The sequence below is a fragment of the Colwellia sp. MB02u-10 genome, assembly GCF_014077185.1.
Classification (GTDB): Bacteria; Pseudomonadota; Gammaproteobacteria; order Enterobacterales; family Alteromonadaceae; genus Cognaticolwellia.
Genome location: NZ_JACGVK010000074.1, coordinates 97618 through 120688, shown reverse-complemented (window position 1 = coordinate 120688; position 23071 = coordinate 97618). Strand labels below are relative to the sequence as shown.

Annotated in this window: 20 protein-coding genes and 1 riboswitch; of the genes, 14 read left to right on the top strand and 6 right to left on the bottom strand. The window is 39.1% G+C overall.

Translation table 11 applies throughout. The features are described from left to right. Positions 1 to 247 precede the first annotated feature (247 nt). A riboswitch (cyclic di-GMP riboswitch) is annotated at positions 248 to 340 on the top strand. Positions 341 to 404: 64 nt separating this feature from the next. Together H4J59_RS02885 and H4J59_RS02880 are read left to right on the top strand one after the other, a co-directional pair. Then, positions 405 to 764: a DUF3718 domain-containing protein gene (locus H4J59_RS02885; RefSeq protein ID WP_182236636.1), complete on the top strand. Its 360-nt coding sequence runs from the start codon at positions 405 to 407 to the stop codon at positions 762 to 764. Between the two features lie 251 nt (positions 765 to 1015). Continuing rightward, the gene (locus H4J59_RS02880; protein WP_182236634.1) at positions 1016 to 2167 is read left to right on the top strand and encodes a patatin-like phospholipase family protein; all 1152 of its coding nucleotides are present in this window, start codon (positions 1016 to 1018) and stop codon (positions 2165 to 2167) included. Positions 2168 to 2233: 66 nt separating this feature from the next. On the opposite strand, the gene H4J59_RS02875 is transcribed toward H4J59_RS02880, so the two are convergent. Beyond that, positions 2234 to 4201: a cation:proton antiporter gene (locus tag H4J59_RS02875; protein WP_310733153.1), complete on the bottom strand. Its 1968-nt coding sequence runs from the start codon at positions 4199 to 4201 to the stop codon at positions 2234 to 2236. A 449-nt stretch (positions 4202 to 4650) separates the two neighbouring features. On the opposite strand from H4J59_RS02875, the gene H4J59_RS02870 reads away from it, so the two are divergent. Continuing rightward, the gene (locus H4J59_RS02870) at positions 4651 to 5547 is read left to right on the top strand and encodes a GGDEF domain-containing protein (protein WP_182236632.1); all 897 of its coding nucleotides are present in this window, start codon (positions 4651 to 4653) and stop codon (positions 5545 to 5547) included. Between the two features lie 108 nt (positions 5548 to 5655). On the opposite strand, the gene H4J59_RS02865 is transcribed toward H4J59_RS02870, so the two are convergent. The 3 genes from H4J59_RS02865 to H4J59_RS02855 all read right to left on the bottom strand — a co-directional run bounded on the left by H4J59_RS02865 (position 5656) and on the right by H4J59_RS02855 (position 9250). Next, positions 5656 to 6297 carry a hypothetical protein gene (locus H4J59_RS02865; RefSeq protein WP_182236630.1) on the bottom strand — a complete coding sequence of 214 codons (642 nt, stop codon included), beginning with the start codon at positions 6295 to 6297 and terminating at the stop codon, positions 5656 to 5658. Positions 6298 to 6336: 39 nt separating this feature from the next. After that, positions 6337 to 7686, bottom strand: a complete 1350-nt coding sequence (locus H4J59_RS02860; RefSeq protein ID WP_182236628.1) for a DEAD/DEAH box helicase — start codon at positions 7684 to 7686, stop codon at positions 6337 to 6339. A 127-nt stretch (positions 7687 to 7813) separates the two neighbouring features. After that, positions 7814 to 9250 carry an alanine/glycine:cation symporter family protein gene (locus tag H4J59_RS02855; protein WP_310650050.1) on the bottom strand — a complete coding sequence of 479 codons (1437 nt, stop codon included), beginning with the start codon at positions 9248 to 9250 and terminating at the stop codon, positions 7814 to 7816. A 501-nt stretch (positions 9251 to 9751) separates the two neighbouring features. Between H4J59_RS02855 and H4J59_RS02850 the strand changes: the two genes are divergently transcribed. Both H4J59_RS02850 and H4J59_RS02845 read left to right on the top strand, forming a co-directional pair. After that, positions 9752 to 9904 carry a hypothetical protein gene (locus H4J59_RS02850; RefSeq protein ID WP_182236626.1) on the top strand — a complete coding sequence of 51 codons (153 nt, stop codon included), beginning with the start codon at positions 9752 to 9754 and terminating at the stop codon, positions 9902 to 9904. Positions 9905 to 10609: 705 nt separating this feature from the next. Beyond that, positions 10610 to 12580 carry a hypothetical protein gene (locus H4J59_RS02845; RefSeq protein WP_182236624.1) on the top strand — a complete coding sequence of 657 codons (1971 nt, stop codon included), beginning with the start codon at positions 10610 to 10612 and terminating at the stop codon, positions 12578 to 12580. A gap of 504 nt (positions 12581 to 13084) precedes the next feature. Here the strand turns inward: H4J59_RS02845 and pntB are convergent. Both pntB and H4J59_RS02835 read right to left on the bottom strand, forming a co-directional pair. Beyond that, positions 13085 to 14488: a Re/Si-specific NAD(P)(+) transhydrogenase subunit beta gene (gene pntB, locus H4J59_RS02840; RefSeq protein WP_182236622.1), complete on the bottom strand. Its 1404-nt coding sequence runs from the start codon at positions 14486 to 14488 to the stop codon at positions 13085 to 13087. Between the two features lie 11 nt (positions 14489 to 14499). Further along, positions 14500 to 16038 (bottom strand): Re/Si-specific NAD(P)(+) transhydrogenase subunit alpha, encoded by a 1539-nt coding sequence (locus H4J59_RS02835; protein WP_182236620.1) that lies wholly within the window; start codon positions 16036 to 16038, stop codon positions 14500 to 14502. Positions 16039 to 16317: 279 nt separating this feature from the next. On the opposite strand from H4J59_RS02835, the gene H4J59_RS02830 reads away from it, so the two are divergent. The 9 genes from H4J59_RS02830 (at position 16318) to H4J59_RS02790 (ending at position 23070) form a co-directional block, all read left to right on the top strand. Then, the gene (locus H4J59_RS02830; protein WP_182236618.1) at positions 16318 to 16842 is read left to right on the top strand and encodes a gamma carbonic anhydrase family protein; all 525 of its coding nucleotides are present in this window, start codon (positions 16318 to 16320) and stop codon (positions 16840 to 16842) included. A 389-nt stretch (positions 16843 to 17231) separates the two neighbouring features. Further along, a complete protein-coding gene (nhaR, locus tag H4J59_RS02825; protein WP_182136383.1) occupies positions 17232 to 18137 on the top strand; it encodes a transcriptional activator NhaR in 906 nt (301 codons plus the stop codon). A gap of 905 nt (positions 18138 to 19042) precedes the next feature. Continuing rightward, entirely contained in the window at positions 19043 to 19615 is a 573-nt protein-coding gene (locus tag H4J59_RS02820) for a Na+/H+ antiporter subunit E (RefSeq protein ID WP_182236616.1), read from the top strand. Continuing rightward, the gene (locus H4J59_RS02815) at positions 19615 to 19872 is read left to right on the top strand and encodes a monovalent cation/H+ antiporter complex subunit F (protein WP_182236614.1); all 258 of its coding nucleotides are present in this window, start codon (positions 19615 to 19617) and stop codon (positions 19870 to 19872) included. Before H4J59_RS02820 ends, H4J59_RS02815 begins: the two co-directional genes overlap by 1 nt. After that, positions 19869 to 20192 (top strand): monovalent cation/H(+) antiporter subunit G, encoded by a 324-nt coding sequence (locus H4J59_RS02810; protein WP_182236612.1) that lies wholly within the window; start codon positions 19869 to 19871, stop codon positions 20190 to 20192. The genes H4J59_RS02815 and H4J59_RS02810 overlap by 4 nt, the downstream gene beginning before the upstream one ends. Beyond that, positions 20189 to 20500 carry a hydrogenase subunit MbhD domain-containing protein gene (locus H4J59_RS02805; protein ID WP_182236610.1) on the top strand — a complete coding sequence of 104 codons (312 nt, stop codon included), beginning with the start codon at positions 20189 to 20191 and terminating at the stop codon, positions 20498 to 20500. The genes H4J59_RS02810 and H4J59_RS02805 overlap by 4 nt, the downstream gene beginning before the upstream one ends. Further along, a complete protein-coding gene (locus H4J59_RS02800) occupies positions 20493 to 21242 on the top strand; it encodes an MnhB domain-containing protein (protein WP_182236608.1) in 750 nt (249 codons plus the stop codon). Before H4J59_RS02805 ends, H4J59_RS02800 begins: the two co-directional genes overlap by 8 nt. Continuing rightward, positions 21239 to 21535: a cation:proton antiporter subunit C gene (locus H4J59_RS02795; RefSeq protein ID WP_182236606.1), complete on the top strand. Its 297-nt coding sequence runs from the start codon at positions 21239 to 21241 to the stop codon at positions 21533 to 21535. The genes H4J59_RS02800 and H4J59_RS02795 overlap by 4 nt, the downstream gene beginning before the upstream one ends. Next, the gene (locus H4J59_RS02790; RefSeq protein ID WP_182236604.1) at positions 21535 to 23070 is read left to right on the top strand and encodes a complex I subunit 5 family protein; all 1536 of its coding nucleotides are present in this window, start codon (positions 21535 to 21537) and stop codon (positions 23068 to 23070) included. The genes H4J59_RS02795 and H4J59_RS02790 overlap by 1 nt, the downstream gene beginning before the upstream one ends. The last annotated feature ends 1 nt before the right edge of the window (position 23071 follow it).

Sequence of the window (23071 nt, the reverse complement as noted above, 5' to 3'; positions counted from 1 at the left end):
AGGTTTATACTGCCAAACTGACGTCAAGCAAGGCATTAGTTGCACACGATAGCTATTGTAGATAACGGCTAGAACTTTTGACTTAATGTCTTAAATTCCAATAAAAATCGCTTCAAAATCAGTAACGTTATAGGTAAAGCTTGTAAAGTCGCCATTTGTAAAACAATTAAGTCAACTAGCTGTTAAATACCCATAAATTGTAACCCTTGGGTTGCAATTAACTACGACTTTAGTGATAATTACACTAACAAAGAAAAGGCAAAATACGCGAAAACGTGTTACGCAAAACCACCGGTCTAAGGATAATACTCTCTTTATCTATGACAGCGGAGTCTCCGTGTTATTAGGTACATCTTGTGGTTTTTCTTTTATTAACTCTATTTGTTTTATAAAAGGTTATTAAAATGAAAAAATTATTACTAGTTACTACCATTGCTGCTTTAACAATGGCGTCAATTGTATCAACGCCGAAAGCGCAAGCTGCTGACATTGCACTAAGTATATGTGAGTATGTTGCTGCAGACGACAAAAGACGTATGCGTTCATTCTTAAAGGCACATAGATTAAGAATTCGCGATATCTTTTCAGAGATTAAATGTAACGGTCAAAACTTGTTAGAATTTGCTGCTACCAGGGGGTCAGTTGAAACAGGCTCTTTGATGATTAGTAAATTACCAAGGGGCGTTGTTTCTGAAAACCTAACCCTTATTCAACATGGATCGCAACCATTAATCGACGCTGCAAACGAACGGGTTGGTGGTTAGCAGTTTATTTTCCTGTAGTCATATACTCAAGATAATAGCTATTGAATTAAATACATGAGAAATGTTTTATTTCAATGGCTATAAGTTCAATGTTTTACTAGTCAATAATTCTTATGTCATTAAAAGGCTAGCATTTGCTGGCCTTTTTTCTATTAACCTGCACTGACAAGAAAATATTATTCATTTCAACTAGCCACCCTATAGAAAACTGATTAAAATCACGCTCGACTTTAATAACATCGGTTTAATTAATGACGAATAAACGTAGCTACATCAACAGTAATAACGCTTTAGTATTAACCGGTGGAGGCGCACGTGCCGCCTATCAGGTCGGTGTTTTGTCTGCGATAGCTAAATTTATGCCACGCAGTCATGGTGTGCCTTTTCCAATCATTTGTGGTACTTCAGCAGGTGCTATCAACTCAACTGCGTTAGCTTGTTATGCCTCATGTTTTCAATTGGCGGTCAAAAAGTTGGAGTGGATCTGGAAAAACCTCGATCCTGAAAGAATTTATCATACAGATCCCATGCGTGTGTTTAGTCATTTAATCGGTGGTGTTGTAGGTAACTTTCAGGCAGATTATGCCAATAAAAGTGCCCGAAGCTTATTAAACAACGCGCCGCTTAGGCAACTGCTTGAAACCGTAGTAGATTTTAGCCGAATAGATACCAATATTAGACGCGGTTATCTCTCCGCAGTATCGGTGACAGCATCAAGTTATTCCAGCGGTGACTCGATTAGTTTCTTTCAATCAGAAGCGTCTATTTCGCCTTGGTTTAGAGCAAAGCGACGGGGCGAGCCTACACAATTAAACAGCCAACATCTAATGGCATCAGCCGCCATTCCGTTAGTTTTTCCGTCAGAAAAAATACAACGCCATCATTTAGGCGATGGTTCAGTTCACCAGTTGTCTCCGTTAAGTCCTGCTATCCACTTAGGAGCAGAAAAAATATTTATTGTTGGTGTCGAGCAACCAAAAGAACCACTTCATGCGGTTGAAAATAACCCACATCCACCAACAACAGCGGCAATCGCAAGTCATTTACTTGATTCTGTTTTCTCAGATACCCTGCAAAGTGATATTGAACGCATGGAGAGGGTTAACAATACCTTATCGCTAATTCCAGATGCAAAGAAAAAAAACATTTCCGGTTTAAAAAACATTGAATCCTATCTGCTCAACCCGAGTCATGACTTTAACAATATTGCGGTGAAATATTACGATAAACTGCCTTTGTCGATTCGACTATTATTACGTAGCATGGGGATTAACAATGACGCGGAATCTAGCTTAGTTAGCTACTTATTGTTTGAAAAAAATTATTGTAAGGAGTTAATAAACCTCGGCTTTAATGACGCACTTGAGCAAGAAACTAAAATTCGCCAATTTCTTGATATCTAAGCCATATTAATCAAAAAGCCTTGAACAGGCTTTTTAATTAATAACTCATTACTACCGTCAAATAAGCTAATGCCCTTCTTGGACAAAACGTTCAGCTCGCTCTACCCGTCTGGGTTTGCCCCGCACAATTAAGGTATCTTGTGATTGTAATATCGTATCAACGTCAGGCTCTTCGCTTTCAATGTTATTGCGACGTAATGCGACAACAATAACACGGCGCTCATCTAGTTTTAATGAAGCAATTGAATGGCCATTAGCAAAAGAATCATCGGCTAATATAATCGCATGCGCAAATTCAATACGGTCAATACTATCAGGGCTCATATCAGTATGTTCGCCTTGAAAGAAGCCATGCAAATGATTGTAGTGGTTCTTACGCTCTTTTTGCACACGGCGAACAATTCTAGAAAAAGGCACGCCTGATAATGACAAAACTTGAGACACTAGCATTAAACTGCCTTCTAGGCTCTCTGGAACCACTTCATTTGCACCCGCCGCATGTAATTCGTCTAACTGATCGTCGTTGCGGGTACGCACTAAAATAGGCACGTTAGGCGATAAAGAACGTACTTTTTGAATAACATCAAGTGATTGTTTATCTTCACCAAAAGCGATAACAACCAGCTTAGCTTTTGATAACTGTGCAGCATGCAATAATTCAGCCTGCCTAGAAGAGCCAAAAAGCACGTTTTCGCCCGCTTCTCTTGCTTTGCTTGTCCGTAAGGGGTCAATATCAATAGCGACAAAGTCAATCGACTCTTGCTTTAAGAAGCGACTAACGGTTTGTCCAATACGGCCAAAGCCACAAATAATAACATGGTCACTGAGTGTGGTACTTTGAGGTAATTCTTCTAACGCTTGGCTGTCCAGTGGTTTTTCACGGCTCAACCAAAGTGCCCAGCCGCGCGCATGACTGATCATATAGGGCGTTATTGCCATACTCAGTACACCCGTACCTAGTAAGATAGATGCCGTGGTTTCAGGTAACACTTCAACTTGGCTAGCTAACGCAATTAAAACAAAACCGAATTCACCCATTTGTGCCAACATAATACCGGCAGCCCAAGCATCTTTAGAAGACTCTCCAGCACGTTTTGCTAGTAAAACGATCACCAGCACTTTAATCGCCATAAAACAGACTAGCAGCGAAATAATGATCAAAGGAGAGGAAAAAACAACATTGATATTGAGCTTCATGCCAACAGTAACAAAAAACAAACCCAGTAAAATATCACGATAGGGTCTAATGTCAGCTTCAAGCTGATGTTTATATTGGCTCTCTCCTAACATCATACCCGCTAAAAATGCTCCTAACGCCATCGAAAGGCCAAACCACTGTGTTAATGCTGATGCCACTAAGGTCACGAGTAATGTGGTTAATACGAATAATTCATCGGTTCTAACTTGAGCCACTAAATTGAATAATCTAGGTAATAACCATTTACCAGCGAATAATAAGAGTGAAACAACAAATACGCCTTTAACTAGTGCAAACAATAACGCCATAATAAAAGAAGAATCGCCACCTTGGGCTAATAAAGGGATAATAATTAACAATGGCACCACAGCAACATCTTGAAACAGCAGCACTGCCACAGATAATTGCCCTGACTTTTTCTTCATGCCACCGCTTTCACTTAACTGGCGAATAACAATAGCGGTAGAAGAAAGTGCTAATATACCGCCAATGGTGATTGCCGCATCTAAGCTTTGCCCTAAAAACATCGCCACCAACATAAATAACACAAGTGAAATAATCACTTGTAAGCTACCCACGGTAACCACCAGATGCCGCATAGAAACTAGTTTAGGTAATGAAAATTCAAGCCCAAGGGTGAACAGTAGAAATACAATACCGAGTTCAGCAAAATGTTCATAATTAACATGATCTTGAGCGATAGCTAAACCATGGTCACCCACCAGCACACCTGCCACTAAATACGCCAAAATCGCCGGCAATTGCAAACGTCGAAAAAGCCAAACAATTAAAACGGCACTGGACAATATAGCGAGTAATTCAAGGTGACCTGTCACATGTATTCCTTCAAAGGTGATGAAACTGAAAGTTGCAGAATTGCACTGGTTGAAATTATAATTAATACCCATGACATTATTGGTATATTCACCAGTACATTCAAATGAGGCTGCTATGAAACGCAAAATAAAACAAACTGAAAGCGTTTACATCGCATTTGCTTGCTAAGTGTAGCCTTGTGCAGGCTGTTTTGTCTAAAGTATTTTATTATATTTTTATAAAAAAACGCTTAAAAACGGTTACTTAACTTAATATTTAATTTTGTTTTTTCTTTACAATCGCATCAACTAGCTATGACTATAAACGACGTAAATTGACAATAGCCATTAAATTATCATTAAACCATCAATAAATTATTTGTTAATTTACATAGTAGGTATGATTTTTGCTTTAAGATAATTACGGATATAAAAATAAAAGTTTAACGTCAAAATTAGCAAGGAAAAGTATGTCTACAGTGAATATTGTTGATCAGCCTAACTCTAAATTTAATGCTTTCACATTGTTTCAACAAAGTGAACAACAGAGTCAACGTAATTTAGCCTTACTTAAGCAATTACAAACCACGTTAGATGTAAAAGAACTTATCAATATCTTTGCGTTTGAAGTGGCAAAGTACATTGATTTTTCAGGTATTTATTTTAAACACCCTAATATAAATGCGACGACCAAAGACAGCCGACAGGCTAAAGCAGAACGTCAGTTTGAGTTAAAACTCAATGGTCAATTTTTTGGCATAATCACTTATGCAGTTAACATCCCCATCAGTATGACTAATGATAAAGTCTTGACTGAACTACATGAGTTATTAATCAACCCTTTAAATAATGCGGTGCAATATCACCAAGCAATGCAATTAGCGATGCAAGATAGTTTAACTCAGTTAGGTAATCGACGTAGTTTTAACGAACAAATTAAACGCGCCATGGCTCAAGCAAATCGTGGACAGACTCGTGTCGGTTTGATTTTTTGTGATTTAAACAAGTTCAAAGCCGTTAACGACTCCTTTGGTCACGCTATAGGCGATAACGTTTTAATACATTTTGCCAAGGCATTACAACAAAGTGTTCGAGATACTGACTATGTTTTCCGCTTTGGTGGTGATGAATTTTCGATTATCGTCACTGATGCTAGTAAATCATCGTTAACCGTCATCGAGCAAAGAATTTACCACACAATGTCGCAAGATATATTATTAGCAAAGTACAATGTAACTAGTAGTCTAGGCTTAGCTTTTATGAACACAGTTGACGATGTAACCAGTTTCTTTCTACGTGCGGACCAGGCGCTATATTCACAAAAAATGAATATGCCACAAAAGTTTAATCTCGCTTCCAAAGGCTAACCTAAGTATTTTAATCGTTCAGCTTAAAGTGGAAAGATTGAGGTTGAGGGTTTAACTGATACTCACTATAAACTCAGTACTACCTGAGTAATAATAGTAATAAAGCTATTAACTAAATTCACGTAACGCAAGTGACTTTTCATTGGGTGTTGCACCCACATATAAGCGGCAAAACCTCACAGCTTTGGCAAAACTTTTTGGGCCAACCTTTGCTATTACTCGGCGTAAGAACGCCAAATCAAGTGCAAAATTAACACTATAATGTTCCATTGCCTGATCGATACCCGGATAACTCACTCCGTCAAAGCAAAACTCTCGCTCTAGCTCTTCATTAACCATTTCAATGCCATTAAGCACTAACGGCCAGCCCTGAAAATTCACTCTGTCTCTTGCTACTTCATACATAAACCAAGCGCTTTTTTGAAAGCCTGCAAAGCTACCCTCTTCAAAGCCAGCATTGGCTAATTCGTCTTGTGTCCAATTAAGTCCAATGGCGAGGTCTTTACGATACTTTTCAATTAGATAAACTTTGACACTTTTTTCAACTTGCCAAATGCTGCGTACTTCGGCTTGGTTGGCCGCACGCGCGCATTCTGCACAACTAGGTAAAGTCAATGGATCATGCGAGCAGTCAAAAACTAAATGCTCTGAATGAGGAAAAGTGAAAGAATGCCCTGCTGGTTCAGCACAAAACCAGCAGTGATGTCGATAGTTAAAAGGTACGTCAATATCAGTGTTATCAAACTGCATAAATACTAACCTGCGTTATGAGCAAAGCATTTAAAAAGACTATTTACGTCTTTTATTTGCTGTTTTACTTACTGGAGCATTTTTTTGAGTTTTAGTTTTCTCTTTTGCTCTGCGCTTAGCTGCTGGTGTGGCTTCAGCCTTTTTACGCGCCAGTAATTGATTCTTATCTTGTGTAGCTTTATAACGGCTTTTCTTTAATGGCGCGTCTTCTTTGGCGTCATAATGTGCAGGTAAAGGTCGGTCTAATTCATAACCCGGTACGACAATACGCTCAAATTTACGCTCAATTAAGGCTTCAATATTATCAAGAAACTGCTCATCTTTAGGGCTAACTAATGATATAGCTGTACCTGATTTACCTGCTCGGCCTGTGCGACCAATACGATGTACATAATCTTCAGGCAAGAAAGGTAAATGATAGTTAACCACATAGGGTAAATTAGCAATATCAAGGCCACGCGCAGCAACATCAGTAGCGACTAAAACCCGAACACTGCCATCAACAAATTGCTCTAGTGCTTTATTACGCGCACCTTGAGTTTTATCACCATGACATAAAGCAGTTTTTATACCGTCAAGTTTGAGCTCATTCGCTAAAATATTCGCACTTTCTTTCGTACCAGCAAAAACTAACACTTGCTGCCAATTATTAACCCCAATAAGCTCCGACAATAGCTCAGCTTTACGGGTTTCAGAAACCCAATAAACCGATTGCTTTACTTTACCTGAGGTAGAGTTTTGACGTGCTACTTCAATGGTTCTTGGTGTTTTCAGAATTTTCTTTGCTAACGTTTTAACTTTATTTGAAAATGTCGCAGAAAACATCAAGGTTTGATGTTTTGCCTTGATCATTGCCACAATACGTTCTATGTCGTTATAAAAACCCATATCAAGCATACGGTCTGCTTCATCAAGCACAAGAAACTGCACTTGAGACAAATCTAAGTTGCGTTGTTCAAGATGCTCAATTAAACGTCCTGGTGTTGCCACTAACACATCGACACCCGTTTTAAGCATTTTAGTTTGTGGTGGCATATTAACACCACCAAAAACGACACCCGAGCGCAAAGGTAAAAACTCACCATAGGTTTTTACATTTTTTGAAATTTGTGCCGCTAACTCACGTGTTGGCGTTAAAATGAGTGCCTTAACAGTCGTTGTGGTGTCAAATCCATCAACATTAGGCTTCACTTTTTTCGCTAAACTATCAAGAATAGGCAAAGTAAAAGCCGCTGTTTTCCCGGTCCCTGTTTGAGCACTGGCTAAAACATCAACACCGGTACGAATAACAGGAATAGCTTGTTGTTGAATCGGCGTTAAATTTTTATAACCGCATGCTTTTACCGCTTTTAGTAAATTAGCCGATAAACCTATTGCATCCACACTCATCACATCACCATTTCTGTATTATCGTAAAAACGCACCTGCCTTAAAGCAGTACGCCAAAATATTAAGTCGCGCAGTATAGCAGCTTTATTAGCACTTGCTTGTATTAAATCAATACCAATTTTATCGGCTACTTTTTATTCCAAATGCCTTGGGTTAAATTAAAGCGTTGTTGCTCCTCTTCATCAGGCTGGTAAGTCGGTAATAGGCCTTTATCTTGTTGGCGGTGATAATCTTTGGTTATTTGCACCACCACTTTAGAAAGCATAAATAACGCCGTAACATTAAAAATGGTCATTAGTCCTGTCGATAAGTCGGCTAAAGCAATCACTTCAGGTAAGGTCGCTACAGAGCCAAAGACCAACATCAACAGAAAACCAATACGTAAAAACCATCGTCCGAGGAAGTTATCCATATTTAAATACTTTAAATTATTATCGGCATAGGCGAAATTTGCCACTATCGAGGTAAAGGCAAACAGCAATATAGCGATAGTAATAAAGTCGCTGCCCCAAGCCCCTACTTGATGGCTAAGAGCTTGTTGCGTTAATTGAATGCCTTGTGCTTGGCTGCCAGTATCTTTAAAAAGTAAGATCAAAATTGCCGTACATGAACATATGACAATCGTGTCAAAAAACACCGCCAACATTTGAATATAACCTTGTGAAACAGGATGCGGAGGAAAAGGCTCTGCAGCAGCGGCAGCATTGGGCGCGCTACCCATACCCGCTTCATTAGAATACAAACCACGTTTAACCCCTTGCACTATCGCCGCCCCCACCAGACCACTACCGGCTTCTTTTAAACCTAAGGCGGATGCGAAAATATCACTAATAATCATCGGCACTTTTTCGATATTCAAGCCAATAACAGTACAGCAAACCAGTAAATAAAGTAAACCCATAAAAGGCACCGTGAGCTCAGCAAAACGAGCAATATTTTTTAGTCCGCCAAAAATAATAAAACCTGCGGCAATCGTAATAACGATACCGGTGTAAAGTGGATTAAAACCGTACGAGCCATTAAATGCACTGGTAATAGAATTCGCCTGCACAGCACTAAAGACAAAACCATAACCAAAAAACAAACAAAGTGAAAAGGTAATAGCTAATTTTTTATTCTTTAAACCTTTACTCATATAATACGCGGGGCCACCACGAAAATTACCCAAGCTGTCGCGTTCTTTATAGAGCTGCCCTAAAGCACTTTCAGCGAATGCTGTTGCCATACCGACTAAAGCAATCAACCACATCCAAAAAACAGCACCGGCACCACCCAGTGAAATAGCCACGGCTACGCCCATTAAGTTGCCCGTACCCACCCGCGCCGCCAACGATGTGCACAGTGCTTGAAAAGAAGAAATACCTTGGCTAGAGCTTTTACGACTGGTTTTTAAAATAGTAAACATGTGAAAAAACCGCGTGATTTGTAGCCCTTTCAAACGAAAAGTAAACCAGATCCCGCAAGCACTCAGCAGATAAATTAAAATACTGCCCCATAAATAACCGTTAATAGTGCCTACCCATAATTCAATGACACTGGGTGCAATTACACTTGGTTCTACCACATTATTCTCCGAAGGTTCTATGGTTAGTAATAGCGCAGCTTGGATAGGCGAAAATTATTCACTCTGCTTATGTTTAGCTATATTAAATTTGCTATTAATTGTTTGTTGTTGGAAGAAAACTTTTTATTATGTAGATAAAATATTGTTATTCGATAACGCTAGTAAGATAACTATTAGCTATCGCTTAAAAATTGAGTACCAAAGCATCAACGCAGGTTAATCATTAATCGATAAGACAACTGAAGCGATTGATTGACTAAAAATGCACTGAGTAATAACTTTATCTTCAGTAGCTTAACAAAATTGTCTACGATATATATAACTTTATCACTAGCATAGCGACTAAAAAAAATGCCAATGGCCACTCGTATCGTAAAAAGTAGTTTATGACTAGTAACCTTGTAGCTAAGGTCAGTTTTTAGATACGGTAAGAATTTTAATCATACCCATTACTACTTTACTTGATTTCTATAGACACATTATTAAAGTAGGATTAAGTCAATGGCTGTTCTTGAAAATATCAATCATCGCCCAGCACAATTCGAATTTTTTCAGAATATAGTTTTTATTCATAACCTTCACAGAAAGTCAGTTTATTCATTTCCACAAGTATTTATGTCAGATGGCGGGCCTTGGTATGAAGTAACCTCATAAAGTTGGACACTTCACAAAGGGCATTTTTTGGCTCTGATTTGAAGGAAAACATTAAGTAAACCCACCTTGTTCAATATACTGTAGGTATTGTTTAACCGCTTCAAAACTCTCTTAGTCGGCGTATTTTTATCCCATGTAATTTATTGATATGACATAAAGTAGTCGTAAGCGGCCTGAACAAAAGAAGTTACTATATATTAAATTTAACTTTGATAATTTCATATTGTGGATTGAGATAGCACAGTTACTTAGCATCCTATGACAAATTTTATCCACAATATCTGTGGATATCGTAGTTATAACCTTGGTAGATATCCACCTTACATTGTCAAGATTAATTAAATATAAAATTGACTATATAGCAAGACATATCAAGTAAAATTAAAGCTGTAAGTACCTTGTAAACTTAAATTGAGATGATTATTTTCTTATATAATCACTTTTTCTTTACTTGTAATTATCTGTTGATCAATAATGCGCCGTTGGTGAGAACTATGGTCTATAACGTGACTATTCAGTTGCTTCGCTATCACTCACAACAATTAAGGTAAATGAAAAAATGGAGCTGCTTATAGCTGAAAATCAACCGCTTATGACAACCCTAATTTTCTGCAGTAACTTTAGTTATCGGTACAATTACAACTAAGGATGGAAACACGTATCCATAATGTAATTAACTCTTAACTTAAAAATAAAGGCGTATTTATGCAAATTAAAGCAATTTTAAAAACACTTCTAAGCGTAGCGATTATCAGCTCATTGACGGCTTGTGGTGGCGGCGGTGAAAATTCATCACCTGCTATTTCGGTTGTAACACCACCAATTGATACAACTACAGCAATTTACTCTCTTGATTTAAGTAACGCTCAAGGCTTTTTTATCACTGGTGATACTCCTGCTCAAAACACATCAGCAGCATCTACTACTTCCAATACAAACTCTGCTGTATTTGATACAAACACAGCTTATAAAATATTAAAAGACGGTACAATCGAAGTTATCACTGTTCAAGACAGTAATGGTGATGACAATGAACGTGGCTCACTTAATATTGTACATATTGATGAAATCACAGCTAACTATAAAATTATCTATTTTCATGTAGAAGAACCAGGGTCTCCTAATGCAACCCCATATTTATTTCATAATCAAACGGGTCGGTTATTTTCTTTAGAAAATACGTTAGGTATTAGAGGTATTGATGCTATTTTTGGTCGTGATGATGGGTTTGAATCAAAATATTTGAATGTAGGTGCTACAGAGGGCAAGGACGGTCAATTATTTTTAGATGATGATGATACTGTTCACGTAATCTCTAAACCATCAGCCGATGCTGAAACAATTACTGCTACGGAAATTACTGACATAGTAGCTGGTTGGACAATCACTGCAGATGGTAAGTTTATCCTCTATGCTGCTAACAATGATTACAATACTGCATCTGATGATATCTTTGCTGTTAGCACTGAGACACAAGCTCGCTATGATATGAACTCGCTAATGGCCGATCAATTAAACACTGGTCGTGTGATGCTTAGTGATAAAATTATTCATAGTTTTGATGGTAACACGTATTTATATGATTTTAATAATACCGCTACTTGCTCTGCTTACCAAATTATTACAGGAAGCGATGGCTTACCAAGTATTAAAGCAAAAGTAGAATTCACCAATAAAAGTGCGAGTGGTTTTGGTGGCACTACATGCATCAATGACTTACCTTTAGAGCAAGTTATTGTAGATGGTGATGTTTATTATCAAGACAGTAATTTTAATTTATTAAGCATTGATTGGGACAATAAAACTTTCTCCAACTTTACTAAATATAACCTTAATTCTTTTGCTGGTGGTCAATACAATATTCCCCCTGAACTTGCTAATGAAAAGACGTATAAGATAGGTGTTGCGGATTCTTTAACAACTTTTGGTGAATATATTTATCGCTCTGGCGAATTTGCTGAAAGTTCTAATACATATCAATTTCTTGAAAATAATATGGTTAGAATGGATTACTATGCTTCTGATGATGTTGTACTTGAGCGTATCAATGTTAAAACAGGTGACATTAAAGTTTTCTTTAGCCAAGACAGTGATTATGTACTAAAAACTATTGATGTGATGGCTGATGGCACTATCTATGTAACGGGTAGCCAATTAACAACAGGTGTATCATTTGTCGGCACTCTGAATGAAAGCGGCTTTGTTTCTGTAAGATCATCTTCTGGCTCTTACGCACTACCAGAAATAGTTATCATACAACCAATCAATACAACTGATGTATTAGCGGTAGACGGCAACCCAAGAGACTGGAATATTGATTTTCGCTCATTGTCTGATGCAACTAACGATCAATCAAGTGGCGACATGGACTTAACTTTTTACAGCGAAGATACTGGAAATGGCTTTTACTATGGCTTAATTGAGCACACTGGTGAAGTAGCAGACAATACTAAAATTGAGCTGACATTATCTAACGGTGATACGCTTGTAAATGTAAATGACACATTTATTCATTACGACAGTTCACTAAATGAGATTAAAACTAGCAACCCAAGTTTCGCCCGAGGTGTTAACTTTGAATTTAAACTAGACTTAACATCAATTGGTGAACGTACAATTGTAACCTCAGTAATCGTCAAAACATCAACTGATGAAGTTCTAGACAATATGGAATAACGCTATTAACTTTTAATAAAGTCTGCTTATGCAGGCTTTTTTTTTACTTCTAGGAAAGTGTATAATTATTGTATATTCCGTTAAAACCTACCACTAGTGCGTGATCCACTTACCAAGATAGTCAAAATAACGTTACCATTTGTGCATTAGATTTTTACCTGTGATTAGATTACTAATGTACTGACTTTTAGAAAGGTATTGATTCATTTTTTTGATAAGCTATTTCAAACCATAATTGCTATCAGGATAGTTGATATTGTTCACAAGCTAACGCCTCATGTAATTCTTTATTGATTAGCTCGATATTACCGAATCATAGACATTATCAAGCTTTCATGTAGCCTTTTATTTTCGATGTTTTTTGGGGGTGTCTACACCTATGTTGATTTACCGTACAGTGAATATTTTATGTTGTTGGAACTGGGTAGTATCCATAAAAAATGCCGACAATCGCTTATCGGCATTTTTAACATCACTTGTTTATTGACGCTTTAATCTAGCAAATTACAAAGCCTTAAATATTTGTTCAACCGAGTCTTTTGCATCGCCAAACAACATTTGAGTGTTGTCTTTAAAAAACAATGGATTTTGTACGCCAGCATAACCTGTGTTCATTGAGCGCTTAAAAACAATAACATTTTTCGCGTGCCAAACTTCTAGTACCGGCATGCCCGCAATCGGGCTAGTGGGATCTTCAGCCGCTGCTGGGTTTACCGTATCGTTTGCACCTATGACTAAAACCACATCAGTTTTAGCAAAGTCATCATTAATTTCATCCATGCTAAGCACAATATCGTAAGGCACTTTAGCTTCGGCTAATAACACATTCATATGCCCAGGTAAGCGTCCTGCCACCGGGTGAATAGCAAAGCGCACATCAATACCTTTAGCTTTTAAAGCTTGAGTCATTTCATAAACCGGATATTGTGCTTGCGCAACTGCCATACCGTAACCTGGCGTAATAATAACCGACTTTGCACCATTCAACATATCGGCTACCGATTCTGCGTTAATTTCAATGTGGTCGCCATAATCAGTCTCTGTGTCTATAACGACATTGGTACCAAAACCCCCAGCGATAACACTGATAAAAGAGCGGTTCATGGCTTTACACATAATGTAAGAAAGAATAGCCCCTGATGAACCCACTAATGCGCCGGTAACAATTAACAAATCATTATTAAGCATGAAACCTGCCGCTGCCGCTGCCCAGCCTGAGTAAGAATTGAGCATAGACACCACCACTGGCATATCTGCACCACCAATGGAGGCGACTAAATGCCAACCAAAAACTAAGGCAATAAAGGTCAACAGATATAATGTGTTATCACCACCACCTTGTTGAACAAAAGTCACTAGCAAAATAATGGCTATGATGCCCGCCACTAAATTTAACTTATGTCGCTGAGGTAACATGAGTGCGGCCGAGTTAATAATACCTCGCAACTTGGCAAACGCGACAATTGAACCGGTAAAGGTGACCGAGCCAATAAATACCCCAAGAAACACTTCCACTAAATGAATATTATCCTCCATTTGCTTACTGTCACTAAAGGTAGTCATTACCGAATGGTCCATTTCAAAATAGCTATTAAAGCCAACTAATACCGCCGCTAAACCAACAAAACTGTGCAGTATTGCCACTAACTCTGGCATTTGGGTCATTTCAACTTTTTTCGCTAGCCGCAGGCCAATGATAGCGCCAATCACCATAGTCACTAAAATAATCCAAACATTGTCGACACGAGGATCGGCAATAGTCGCAATAAGCGCGATGGCCATACCGACAATACCATACCAATTACCTGTTTCAGCCGTTTGTTGTTTACTGAGTCCTGCCAAGCTAAAAATGAACAATAACGCAGCAATAATGTAAGCTGCACTGATTAAACCTTGAGAAAATTCCATTAAAGTGTCCCTTATTTTCTAAACATTTTTAACATACGTTTAGTGACAACAAAGCCACCAACAATGTTGATAGTGGCAATAAGTATTGCGACACCGGCGAGCACTTGTATTAGTGGATTACTATTGCCCACCTGTAGAATTGCGCCAACAATGATAATGCCAGAGATGGCATTGGTTACACTCATCAGGGGTGTATGCAGCGAATGACTAACATTCCACACCACGTTGTAACCAATAACACAGGCCAAAACAAAGACGGTAAAATGAGAAAGAAAATCTGCAGGAGCAACACTGGCAACCCAAGCAAAAAGTAAAGCACCAGCAGCCATCAGGCTATATTTTTTAACTGGGCTCACCGGTTCTTTAACTTTAACCTCAGGCGCTTTAACTACTTCAGCTTTAGGTTTAACAGGCGCAGCACTGACCTGAATAGCCGGCGGTGGAAAAGTAATTTCATTTGCTTTAACAACGGTCATATTGCGAATAACGACATCGTCAAAATTAATATTAAGCGTACCGTCTTTTTCTTTGCACAAGAGTTTTGCTAAGCTGACTAAATTATTCGCATATAACTGTGATGCCTGATTCGGTAAGCGAGAAACCAGATCGGTGTAACCAATTATTTTCACACCTTTTTCATTAACGACTTTACCTGCTTGGGTTAATTCACAATTACCGCCGCCAGCTGCCGCTAAATCAACAATAATACTGCCCGTTTTCATCGATTCAACCATTGCGGTTGTAATAAGCTTAGGCGCGGGTTTGCCTGGGATCATAGCGGTGGTAATAATGATATCAACATCTTTTGCTTGCTCAGCAAACAAGGCCATTTCTGCATCAATAAAAGCTTTGCTCATCTCTTTTGCGTAACCATCACCAGAGCCTGTGTCTTCCGGCTCTTCGTAATCAAGCTCAAGAAATTCAGCACCCATGCTTTCTATTTGTTCTTTAACTTCAGGTCGGGTGTCGAATGCTCGCACAATCGCCCCTAAGCTGCTTGCTGTACCTATGGCAGCTAAACCGGCGACACCGGCACCAATAATCATGACTTTAGCGGGTGGCATTTTACCAGCAGCAGTTATTTGCCCGGTTAAAAAACGGCCAAACTGATGTGTTGCTTCAATAACGGCACGATAACCAGCAATATTGGCCATCGAACTTAACGCATCCATTGATTGACTGCGGGTCATTCTTGGCACCATCTCCATGGCTAAGGTGGTAATTTTTTTATCTTTTAACGCCGCTAAAATATCCTCATTTTGTGCAGGAGCAATAAAACCAACGAGATAAGCCCCCTCCTTCATTGCAGCAATTTCGTCAAGCGTAGGAGGGTTTACTTTAAAGATAATATCAGACTGCCAAACATCTTTCTTAACCGTAACACTGGCACCGGCATCAACAAATTCTTGATCCGTAAAGCTTGCTTTAGTACCACAACCTTTTTGTATTTTCACCTCAAAACCAAGCTTGAGTAATGACACTACCGCGGTTGGCGCACTAGCGACTCGGTTTTCACCTGACAATGTTTCTTTCGGTATACCAATAATCATATATCACCTTTATTTAGACATAGAACACCTAATAATAAACTCAGTACATGTTCTTATGTGTTGAGTTTATTTGCTAAGTATCTCATCCGACTGGACGTTAAAATTATTATTATTACTAACTACTTGTAATGTTTTACCATTAATTGCTTAATCTTCATACATCAAGATGGGTTATTTTTAGTATAACTTAAGCATTATAACTATCACTTAAAAGTCTAATTTGCTCTCTAACGGGAATAGATTAATATAAAGGCATAAATTCGAAAAAAGGAAAAACAGATGATTTATCGATTAGCTGACTTAGTACCCAAGTTAAATAAGAGTAATTTTATAGCCCCCAATGCCACACTAATAGGCGACGTTACCCTAGGCGAAAATACTAGCATTTGGTTTAACGTGGTTATTCGTGCTGATGTTGCCAGCATTAACATTGGTGAGAATACCAATATTCAAGACGGTTCAATTTTACATGTTGACGCTCAATTCCCAATGACCGTAGGGCGCAATGTTACTGTGGGCCACAAAGTGATGTTGCATGGTTGTACCATAGGAGATAATACCCTAGTGGGCATGAATGCGGTGGTACTCAATGGGGCTAACATTGGCAAAAATTGCTTAATTGGCGCTAACAGCTTGGTTACTGAGAACATGCAAGTGCCGGACGGGCATCTCGTTTTAGGCTCGCCGGCTAAAGTCATTAAAGTGCTTGATGAGTCAACCCAAGAAATGTTCACTAAATCGGCTATGCACTATGTTGAAAATGGTCAACGTTATTTAAAAGACCTAGCACCAGTAGATTCGTGATTATTGCTACAATGAAATGATTTTAGCTAGCATTTTCACCGTCTTTTTGAGCACTATAATGGCGGAGAAAAAACCTTAGGTGTACTGAATCGAATCGTCAACATAAGCCATAAATAATGCTTTATGTTGAGAAAAAGTTAGCGTCATACTAGGACTTTTAAAGGAGAAATTAACGCAAACTATTTAATATATATTTTCTAATAGTTCGTTTTATATCATTTAAGGTCTTAGTAACCGCCATATTTTGTTAAGAAAATATGGCGGTGATAAAAATTAAAACGTTGCAATATAAAAGCCTTAGTATAAATTATTGTTAAATTGACAATATCTTTGTCATCGCGCTGTTACATTGCAATTTTCACTATTAAAAGCCTTGAGGTGTTTTACTTTTGTCTGAGCTTATTAACTATAAACATTTGCGTTACTTCTGGGCTGTAGCACATGAAGGCAGTATAGCTAAGGCAAGTAAACGCTTACATATAACACCTCATACCATTAGTGGCCAACTCTCGCTATTAGAGGCTCGCATGGGCTGCGCCTTGTTTGAAAAACAGGGGAGAAATTTGGTGTTAACAGAGCCGGGTAGAACCGCGCTGAAATACGCTGATGAAATTTTCAAATTAGGCCATGAGCTCGGTGGTGTAATGCGAAGTTCTGCTTCATGTAACCAGACTGAGTTTATGGTCGGTGTCGCCAGTTCGCTTCCTAAAACTATTGTCTGTAAAATTATTGAACCGGCATTGCTGATACCTGGCGGTCTTAACTTAATCAGCACAGAAGGTCCTGTTTTAGGTCTATTGGCTGACCTATCTATGCACAAATTAGACATGGTTATCAGTGATGCTCCGACTAACAATACCTTGGGAACTAGTGTTTTTAATCATTACCTTGGCGAATCTGGCTTGACGTTTTTTGGCGTTCCTGAATTGAAAGAAAACTTAGCACCAAACTTTCCAAAATCTCTGCACCACGCGCCAATGTTATTACCCACAACACAATTTGGCATCAGGCAGTTATTTGATCAGTGGATACATAAGCAAAAAATATTTCCTAATGTTGTTGGCCAGTTTGATGACAGTGCTTTATTAAAGTCATTCGGCCAACGAGGTCTTGGTGTTTTCTTTATGCCAACAGCAATAGCCGATGAGGTCTGTCAGAACTTTGGTGTGCAAGTTATTGGCCAAACTGATGATGTAAAACATAGATTTTATGCGATTTCGGCCGAGCGTAAAGTCAGCCACCCTGCCGTATTAGCTATTTGTAAAACAGCAAGAACCTGCATCTTCCGTGATTAAGCTTTGCTAATAGCTGTGCTACTTCAAGTTGGAGTACATATTGACTAATCAAGTAACATTGTTCAAATATTATGCACATCCAATCATGTGCTTAATTGAATTATAATTGTAATCACCATCCCCCCCTACTTATTTTATCTCAATAAAAACTCTTTTTTATTGGCATTTTTTGGCCCTTTGTAGGTCGGACTTCAGTCCGACAATCGTGTAGCTTAATGATTAACACTAGGGATCAAAAAAATCTGCAGCGCGCTATTATTTTTTTCGCTCACCATTTATACCAAAACCAGTTAAATTTCATTTAACCTGATGGACTAAAGTCCAACCTACATTGGTCAACCGTTCAGCGGATGATTAACACTAGGGGGTCAAAAAAATCTGCTGTGCGCTATTATTTTTTCGCTCACCATTTACACCAAAACCAGTTAAATTTCATTTAACCTGATGGACTAAAGTCCAACCTACATTGGGCAAGCGAACGCATAACTTAATGCAAAAAAAACCTAACAGAAAAAACAAACTCACAGTTGTTACTTTTAACTGAAAGCTGATAGCTGAAAGCTATTTTACTAACCACTGTCTTTTAAAATATGATGAGCCAAATGGGAATATCTAAGCCAGTTAATTTCATCTGAGGCGACAATAATTAGCGACAACAGAGCCTTAATTTCATCGCTGTTATTTAAAGCCTCCCTGCTGCATTAATTTAAGTTGAAATATTGTTATCGATAAATTCGACTTAATATGTCGTTTAATTCGACTTTTTATTTTCTCTGCTGTGACCGAAACTGCATTTTTATCAATGTATCTGAAATAAACGCTACATTAACTTTATATCAACCTATTATAAACTTGAACGTAACTTTTTATAAAGTGAATATTGACTTAGATATTTAGGGAAGAAAATGAAAATTATCAAGCAAAATAATGAATTGTCGAGTTCACCATCTGCGTTCAGCTTTCGCTCAGTATTGAGCTGGAGATTCTTTATTCGGTTCGCTTTATTTAGCCTATTTTGGGGCTTACTTACCCGTTGGCAGCAAAATTCTCTGGGCCTAGGTATTGTTTTTATTACCATGGCTAGCGTGCTTAGCCTCTATTTAGCGCCACAACAACAAAAACGACATCAGTGGCTAAAAAAACCATTCAGTATTCTATCATTTTTATATTATTTCTATGTTCAATCTTTGCGAGGCGGATGGTCTATCGCTAAATTGGCACTTAGCCCTAAGCTAAAGCTTTCGCCTGGTTTTATAAAATATCACACAGATTTAGCCAACGACTCGCAAGTATTTACCTTTATGCAGGTGCTAAGTTTATTGCCCGGTACCGTAAGCGCTAGACAAAATGCTCAAGAGCTCACCATTCATGTGCTAGATATGAACACCTTCAATCAGGCCGAAATAGACGATTGCCAAATACGTATTAAACAGCTTTTAGGCACTAGCGTTCAACCGCTTATTGATGGTGAAAAGTGATGGTAACCCTATTAGTAATTACCAGCATAGTGTTAGCTATTTTACTGCTGTTAAGTTTGCTGTTTGTATTGCGCGCACCAAGTTACGCAGATTGTATTTTGACAACGCAATTAGTGGGCACTATAGGTGTTGCTATATTAGCACTTCTGTCGGTTATTCAAGATCAGCCTTATCTGCTTGATGTCGCCTTGGTACTTGCGTTGTTAACGTCGATAACAATTGTAACTTTTACCCAACTTAGAGGTAAATCTCAATGAATTTAGCTGATATTTTTAGTGTGGTATTTTGCTTAGCAGGGTTGTTTTTTTTCTTTGCTGGCACGGTTGGTTTAATACGATTCCCCGATGTACTCAGTCGCCTACATGCATTAACCAAGGCTGACAATTTAGGTCTTGGATTAATGGTAATTGGGTTATTACCACAACTGTCTTCACTTACTGATGGCTTAAAGTTAGTGCTTGTTTGGGGCTTGGTTATATTCTCTAGTGCCGCTTGCAGCTATTTAATCGCCTCTCAAGTGATTAACGAGCAATCCTTAAAAACACCAGCACCACCTTCAGTTGAGAGTGAATTATGAACCTAGTGATGATTTTTGATGCTCTGTTAATCTTCAGTATGCTTACCCTTGGCTGGATGAGTATTTTTTCTCTCTCGCTTTTTCGCTGTATCGTATTTTTTGTTTGTTTGGGCCTTTTAGCTGCTATTGCTTGGGGACAGCTTGGGGCCTTTGACGTCGCTATTGCCGAAGCCGCTATTGGTGCAGGCATCACCGGCGCTTTATTGCTAGCTGCATGGAATCGCATTAGGCCTCACCCCACAAAAGCAATTGAGCCAAATGTGACTAACGCTAAGAAAAGCCAAAAGGATACTAGAGAGCATGTTTAACAAATTAGATATTAAATATGACGGCCCCGCAGTCGATAAAAGTGCATTAAGCTTAATTGCCTCAATATTGGTTGCCGGACTCTTATTAGCCGTAACGATAACAATAGTACTTAGCGATAAGGGACATAACACTGGCCTAGCCCCTTTAATTACTCAGAATATCGAGCTTAGTGGTGTTACTAACCCAGTTACCGCTGTGTTACTCAATTTTCGTGCCTACGACACCTTGCTTGAAATCGCCGTGCTACTGGTGGTTGTTCTGGCTATTTTACCCACGCGTGATCACCATGATCCATTCTTTAAACGCATCCTAGTAAGTAAAAAAAATTTGGTGCTATCGACACTGCAGCGTTGGATTGCACCCGCAGTGGTCATTTTTGCCGGCTATTTGCTTTGGGCGGGTGCACATCAGCCTGGTGGTGCATTCCAAGCTGGCGCTTTGTTGGCAGGTGCTAGCGTGCTGCTGTTTCAAAGTGATACTTATCAGGTTAACTACACATCTTTTATGGCGCGTGTTTTGTTAGTGCTTAGTTTAGTGGTATTTATCACTATCGGCACAGCCCTTATTTGGTTTGAAGGCAGCTTACTCACTTATCCCCTAGCATTTTCTGGCTTGCTGATACTGTTAATAGAAACCTGCGCTACGGTCTCAATAATCCTTGCATTAGCCTCACTTTATAGCAGCTTTATTGCTAGTGAAAATATATCAGTTACCGACCATAAACACCGGACTATAAAATGACCTCTGCATTGCTTTACTCTATGGCTGGCTTAGCACTTTTTGCTATTGGCTTTTTTGGTGTGGTGGTGGCTAGCCATGTGATGCGAAAAATACTGGCACTCAATGTCATGGGCGTGGGTATCTTTATGTTCTTGATTGCCTTAGCTAAACGCAACCCATTGGTGGTTGACCCATTGCCTCATGCTCTGGTATTGACCGGCATTGTCATCGCCGTAGCAGGCACCGCACTCGCCCTTAATCTAATGGTGCGAATTCATCACATGGATCAGTCTAACCGAGAGCAAAGCAAGTGATGAATGACCTAAGCTCATCGCTGCTCTTGCCAGCCATAGTATTTTTGCCATTACTGGCAGCAATAATAGCGTTCCTTATCGGCCGAAATCGGCTACAAGGCCTGATAAATATATCTTTTTCACTAACGCAATTTTTACTCGTTGTGTTAACAACGCTGCTGTTTTTAGATGAACAAACTGATCAAAGTGAGCGTTATGTCATTGGTGGTTGGGGAGCCCCTCTTGGCATAGATCTCATTGTTGATGGTTTTTCAATCTTGATGCTCGCACTAACGGGCTTGCTTACACTATTAATAACTCTGTATAGCGCCTCATATTTTTCAGATAAATATAACGCTAGCGAAAAAAGCTTACGTTTTTGGCCCTTGTGGTGGTTCTTAATCTCAGGGCTTAATGCCCTGTTTATGTCAGCAGATGCTTTTAACATTTATGTCTGTCTAGAGATTATCGGACTCTCTGCCGCTGCCTTGGTTGCCCTGCAAGGTAATCGCGCCGCCTTACAAGCCGCATTAAGGTATTTGTTAGTCGGTCTATTAGGTTCACTTTTTTACTTGTTCGCCATTGCTATTCTCTATCGTAGTCATGGCACGCTAGATTTAATGCAAATGGCTGAAACAGCCAGCCATAGTTTTCCTGATAAGGTCGCGATGATCTTAATCACTATTGGACTTCTGCTCAAGATAGCTTTGTTTCCACTGCATTTTTGGTTACCACCCGCACATGCAAATGCCCCAACACCGGTTAGCGCGATACTTTCTGCGCTAGTAGTTAAAGCTTCGTTGTATATCTTAATAAAATTTTGGTTTGACGTATTAGGCGAAACCACCACCTTGGGTGCCTCTCAAGTGTTAGGTGCTTTGGGTGGTGCAGGCATTATTTATGGCTCATGGTGCGCATTTCGTGCCACACAATTAAAGCTGCTTATTGCTTATTCTACGGTTGCCCAACTTGGCTACATATTTTTATTGTTTCCGTTAAGTGAATACTCAATGGGGGTTAGCTCGTTTACTGGCTCTGCATCACAGGCAGCAGTCTATTTCATCGTTGCACATGCGTGCGCAAAAGCGGCAATGTTTCTAGCGGCTGGCAATTTGATCTTAGCGCAAGGTAATGGCGAGATTGCTCAACTCAAGGGTATTGCGGTGCGCGAGCCACTTAATGTTTTAGTCTTTGCTATCGCGGGCATCAGCCTTATTGGTTTACCGCCGAGTGCTGGCTTTATCGCCAAATGGTTATTACTCACCACGGCTATCGAAAGTGGTCAGTGGTGGTGGGTGATCGTCGTAATTACAGGCGGACTCTTAGGGGCTATGTATTTATTCAAAGTATTGAGTTTAGCCTTTTCTACAGACCCTGCTGTTGTTGAGTCGCCCACAGAAAAATCGACAGCGCCAGTATCGTCAGTGTCAGTGCCCGTATCAAGCGTTATGACAACAGTCGCCCTAATACTTGCGCTGATCACCTTAGCCTTAGGTTTAAATGCAGAGTTTATTCTTAATATCAGTAATACAGTAACTGAGGTAAATGGTATATGAA

What these genes read in the sequence shown, in the direction of transcription:
- H4J59_RS02885 (WP_182236636.1), top strand. Translation starts at nt 405, where the DNA reads ATGAAAAAATTATTACTAGTTACTACCATTGCTGCTTTAACAATGGCG.
- H4J59_RS02880 (WP_182236634.1), top strand. Translation starts at nt 1,016, where the DNA reads ATGACGAATAAACGTAGCTACATCAACAGTAATAACGCTTTAGTATTA.
- H4J59_RS02870 (WP_182236632.1), top strand. Translation starts at nt 4,651, where the DNA reads ATGTCTACAGTGAATATTGTTGATCAGCCTAACTCTAAATTTAATGCT.
- H4J59_RS02865 (WP_182236630.1), bottom strand. Translation starts at nt 6,297, where the DNA reads ATGCAGTTTGATAACACTGATATTGACGTACCTTTTAACTATCGACAT.
- H4J59_RS02860 (WP_182236628.1), bottom strand. Translation starts at nt 7,686, where the DNA reads ATGAGTGTGGATGCAATAGGTTTATCGGCTAATTTACTAAAAGCGGTA.
- H4J59_RS02850 (WP_182236626.1), top strand. Translation starts at nt 9,752, where the DNA reads ATGGCTGTTCTTGAAAATATCAATCATCGCCCAGCACAATTCGAATTT.
- H4J59_RS02845 (WP_182236624.1), top strand. Translation starts at nt 10,610, where the DNA reads ATGCAAATTAAAGCAATTTTAAAAACACTTCTAAGCGTAGCGATTATC.
- pntB (WP_182236622.1), bottom strand. Translation starts at nt 14,488, where the DNA reads ATGGAATTTTCTCAAGGTTTAATCAGTGCAGCTTACATTATTGCTGCG.
- H4J59_RS02835 (WP_182236620.1), bottom strand. Translation starts at nt 16,038, where the DNA reads ATGATTATTGGTATACCGAAAGAAACATTGTCAGGTGAAAACCGAGTC.
- H4J59_RS02830 (WP_182236618.1), top strand. Translation starts at nt 16,318, where the DNA reads ATGATTTATCGATTAGCTGACTTAGTACCCAAGTTAAATAAGAGTAAT.
- H4J59_RS02820 (WP_182236616.1), top strand. Translation starts at nt 19,043, where the DNA reads ATGAAAATTATCAAGCAAAATAATGAATTGTCGAGTTCACCATCTGCG.
- H4J59_RS02815 (WP_182236614.1), top strand. Translation starts at nt 19,615, where the DNA reads ATGGTAACCCTATTAGTAATTACCAGCATAGTGTTAGCTATTTTACTG.
- H4J59_RS02810 (WP_182236612.1), top strand. Translation starts at nt 19,869, where the DNA reads ATGAATTTAGCTGATATTTTTAGTGTGGTATTTTGCTTAGCAGGGTTG.
- H4J59_RS02805 (WP_182236610.1), top strand. Translation starts at nt 20,189, where the DNA reads ATGAACCTAGTGATGATTTTTGATGCTCTGTTAATCTTCAGTATGCTT.
- H4J59_RS02800 (WP_182236608.1), top strand. Translation starts at nt 20,493, where the DNA reads ATGTTTAACAAATTAGATATTAAATATGACGGCCCCGCAGTCGATAAA.
- H4J59_RS02795 (WP_182236606.1), top strand. Translation starts at nt 21,239, where the DNA reads ATGACCTCTGCATTGCTTTACTCTATGGCTGGCTTAGCACTTTTTGCT.
- H4J59_RS02790 (WP_182236604.1), top strand. Translation starts at nt 21,535, where the DNA reads ATGAATGACCTAAGCTCATCGCTGCTCTTGCCAGCCATAGTATTTTTG.